The organism is Streptomyces sp. NPDC006739, from assembly GCF_042869815.1.
In the GTDB taxonomy this organism is placed as follows: Bacteria; Actinomycetota; Actinomycetes; order Streptomycetales; family Streptomycetaceae; genus Streptomyces.
In genome coordinates this window covers 1-3,806 of the sequence record NZ_JBIAGM010000075.1, presented here as the reverse complement: position 1 = coordinate 3,806, position 3,806 = coordinate 1, and the positions used below count along the sequence as shown (strand labels likewise).

Here is a 3,806-nt window from a genome sequence, read left to right as displayed (position 1 = left end):
GGAGGCCCTGTCCGTATGCGCCACGCCCCCACGATCACCCAATCGGGACTCCCGTTCGACGCTCATCTCTCAAGATCGGAAAGACAACAACTACTAATGTGCTCGCCGCTGGGCTGGCGACGAAGCAGCACAGCGACGCGGCGTGGGTGGCCGCCGACCGAGCGCTGGCGGCGGCGCGCTGCAACGGCATTCCAGTGGCCATCGGCGAGGCCTCGCGACAGCTGGCAATCGCGATGCGCCGCTCAGGCCGCTCCGCGGCCGCGGTGCACCTACTCACCAAGGAGGCCGGGAACCTGGACGCCTCCCGTGACCACACCGGCGCTGTGCGGACAACGCTGCTGTTGACCGGCGCGTACTCGGCGGCGACCGACCGGGGCCGGTCGACGGCCCTGTCGCTGTTGGAGGAGGCCGAGCAGGCGGCGGAGCGGTATCCGGCCGTGCTGGGCCTGTTCACGGTGGAAGCCACACAGACGCAGGTCGACGTCTACCGGATTAGCGTGCTCAACGCGCTGGGCACCCCGGACGAGGCTGTGACCGTGGCGAACCGGCTGAACGTGGACCGGATGCCGACAGCGGAGCGGCGGGCGAGGGCGTGGACCGACGTCGCCCGCATGTGGAACGCGCTCGGCGACGGCAAGCAGACCTTCCGCGCGCTACGCCAAGTCGAGCGCGAGGCGCCCCAGGAGGTGCGACGGCCCTCGCTGCGGGCACTGACCGCCGGGCTGCTCTACGGGCCGATCCGCGTCGAGGGTGTGCGCGAGTTTGCGGCCCGCACCAACGCCCTGGCTGCCTGACCTATGTGACGGAGCCGGCCGCCTGTGCCCCCCGTGGCGGGCGGCCCGTGGGCCGGGATGATCGTGCCCGAACCGCAGCCGTCAGCCTCAGTTTCCTGACATGCGGGTCTGCGAGGAGAACGACTCGATCAGCCTCGACGTCGAAGCCGAGCACGGGATGGCCGGTTCGCCCTCCGGGTCCATCAGCACCGGCTTGCCCAACCGCCCGATCTCCCGAAGGAAGCCGCAGAGCACATCAAGTCGATCCTGGCCCTGCAACTCCCGCAGATCGACGTCGAAGTCGACTTCGTCGTCGGCATGGAAACGGAAGATCGCCAACACATCGGCCGTCGGCCAGACCCGCGGGTCCGGGCACTCGGCATCCGCCGCACGGGACAGCACGGGTCTCCGCCCGGGGCGCCGGAAACACTGTCTCTGCCACGGAGTACTGGCGCTTCCAGCCCTTCTCCGCAACAAGGTCGAGGACCGCCTGCCAGTCCTCCGACGAGGCATTCGGGACACGCCCGTCCGGCAACGGCCCCACCAAGTCCAGGTCGCAGAAGCTCTTCACGTCATCCTCCAGCCCAAGTCCTCTGCATGGGCGGAGGCGATCCGTTCCAGCCCCCTGACCTGCGTCTTCAAGTTGGTCTAGGCTCAAAGGAGTCCGGGAGAGATCACTCAGGCACGGGAGCGGTCTGTCCCTCCGGAGTGTCAAACCGTTTGGGGCTGGCTGGTGCGTGCAATGAACGCGGCACGTCCTTCACCCGGCGCGCCGTCTCCTGTCTGCGCACTTACCTCGGAGATCCAGCAGCGCAGTGATAGGTCGGCCAGGCTCTCGATGAAGTACCGGTCCGCAAGTCGGGAGCCTGGCGGATGCACTTCACGGGCGCTCATCCATTCCACCAGTACGCCGGCAGCGCTCTGCGCTAGGCGGGGTTCGTCCATGGGGGCTCGGGTTTGCCTACAGTGCGTTGCCCGGGTCCACGTTTGGTCGAGGTGCTCGAGGACTTCGTCGCGTAGGGCGGTCAGCTCCTCAAGGCTGATGCGAACGAGCTCGTCGAGTCGTTCCTCGGGGGAGGTTTCCTCGTAGCGGGCCATTTGGGAGGCGTGGCAGACGGCCGCGTAGTCCCATACGGCCAAGCAGTCCTCGCTGCCGTCGCAATCGAGGTGCAATGCGGCAGCCAGGTCGGCCATGAGCGCATGGTCATCTTCTGGAAGTACCAGCCTTTCCAAGCCGATCAGGACCGCCAATAGGCGGGCATCCACCTCTGCGCGCGGTGCGTGGGCGAGGTCGGGCAGACGCCGGAGGTTGATTCGCATCTGGCGCACGGCCCTGTCGCTCTCGGACAGCGCGATTTTGGCCGTCGCCTCGGCGTTCTCGTACTCGGCGTCCATCTCAGCAGCCCATTGCGGCGGCACAGCGGCCGCTTCTCGCGCCACGCGTTCCTCGTGTGTGAAGCGGTGCTTGAAGTACGTGCGCGCGAGAGCGACTTTCAGTGCGCTTTCCAGGACGTCCGCGCCGCTGAAGAAGGCAAGCAGGGTTAGGTCGTCGTACGAGCGTCCTGGACTGTTGTGCCGGGCCAAGGCACAGACCAGATCGCCGGTGCCAGGCGGATAGACCACCTCGGTGCCCGCACCCCCCACGCGCTGGATGTCGGGTCGCGGGATCAGGCCGTGGCGGCGCCAGCGTTCCAGCTGGTACGCGCTCACCGGGTGGCCGGACGACGCGGCCAGAGCCATCAGCTCGAGATCGGCGCGACTGGGTGTAGTTCGTGGCATGAGGAAACGCTAGCCAGCAGGGCGTTGAAGCTCCCGGGCTTGGCGTGCGGGGGTCAGGAGGCACCCGGAGGACGGAGCCGTGGCTGGTACCCGGCGAACGCCCTCACGCTGTCGTCCTGCTAATCGAGACCGGCACCGGCTCCAACGGGTTCGCCAGCACCCGGGCATGGGTTGAAGCCCCGGCCAAGGTCAGCTGACCCTGCTTCCAGCCCGTTGGTCCCGCGGGTCCGGCGGCGGGACCAACGACATCACGTCTCGTCATTCAGCACCGAATACATGAACATGTCCCGGCGTTCGTTCCCGATCTTCTGCCACCCTCGCAGCAGTCCCTCGCGTTGGAACCCCGCACGCTCGGCAGTGCGCACGGAGGCCGTATTCCACGGCTCCACCCACAGTTCGAGCCGGGGAATCCGCAGATCCCGCAGGGCCCAGCCGACCACTGCGTTGACAGCAGCCACGGCGGCTCCCTGACCACGCGCCGACTTGACGACCCAGTAGCCCAGCGATGCACGGCCCTGTTCCAGATCCTTCAGCCACAGCCCCACCTGGCCGACGGGTAGCCCGGCAGAGGTCACGATAACGAACGTATACCCAGCCCGCGTGGCTGCCCGGCCCCACTGCCGTTCGACAAACGCGACGCCTGCCGACTCGGAATACGGCGAGGGCACCGTCGTGATCAACGGGATGTAGTCGTCCTCCGACGCCTCCCGGACCAGCGGAAGGTCAGAAAGACGCCACGGCCGCAGCGCGAATCCCGCGTCAGCGGCGAGCTCAGGCACCTCAAGGGGTTGCTCCATCCGCCCATCCTGCCGTGGTCCGAGTCCGGTCCGCACTCGGGTATCGAGCACGGCCAGTCCTCGTCGCTCCATTCAGCGCCAGCACGGCAACGAAGCACAATGCTGCTTGCTGTTGACGGCCTGTTGGAACTGAGTGGGCGTTAAGTCCGTTTCTGGTAGCGGCCTCGTCCGGGTTGGGTGAGGAAGCCTTGGCGGACGAGGCGTCCGAGGCGGCTGCGGGTGACGTTGACGGATGCCTCGTCGGTGGGCATGCCGAGGAGTTCGTGCAGCTCACGGGCTCTGAACACCTGGCCGGGGTTTTGGTTGAAGGCGTTGACGATGGCCTGGTAGGCAGTGCCCGTCTCGGGCGGGTCGGGTTCGGATCCTGCCGGCGCGACCTCCGCGATGACCTTCCGGGCGGTGTCCAGGTCCGCGAGTCGGGCCTCGGTCTCGCCCAGGGCAGCGGTCAAGTGCTCGA

General features: G+C 67.6%; 4 protein-coding genes and 1 pseudogene. 1 reads left to right on the top strand and 4 read right to left on the bottom strand.

Annotated features, from left to right (window positions below):
* Positions 1-98: 98 nt before the first annotated feature.
* Entirely contained in the window at positions 99-794 is a 696-nt protein-coding gene (locus ACFYMM_RS44210; RefSeq protein WP_388398488.1) for a hypothetical protein, read from the top strand.
* A gap of 1 nt (position 795) precedes the next feature.
* Here ACFYMM_RS44210 and ACFYMM_RS44205 read toward each other — a convergent pair.
* The 4 genes and pseudogenes from ACFYMM_RS44205 to ACFYMM_RS44190 all read right to left on the bottom strand — a co-directional run.
* Positions 796-1,356 (bottom strand): annotated as a pseudogene (locus tag ACFYMM_RS44205) (hypothetical protein).
* A gap of 128 nt (positions 1,357-1,484) precedes the next feature.
* Positions 1,485-2,552 (bottom strand): hypothetical protein, encoded by a 1,068-nt coding sequence (locus tag ACFYMM_RS44200; protein ID WP_388398486.1) that lies wholly within the window; start codon positions 2,550-2,552, stop codon positions 1,485-1,487.
* A 248-nt stretch (positions 2,553-2,800) separates the two neighbouring features.
* Entirely contained in the window at positions 2,801-3,349 is a 549-nt protein-coding gene (locus ACFYMM_RS44195) for a GNAT family N-acetyltransferase (protein WP_388398483.1), read from the bottom strand.
* 140 nt (positions 3,350-3,489) lie between these two features.
* Positions 3,490-3,806 (bottom strand): hypothetical protein (locus ACFYMM_RS44190; RefSeq protein WP_388398481.1); only part of this gene is annotated, 317 nt, incomplete at its 5' end.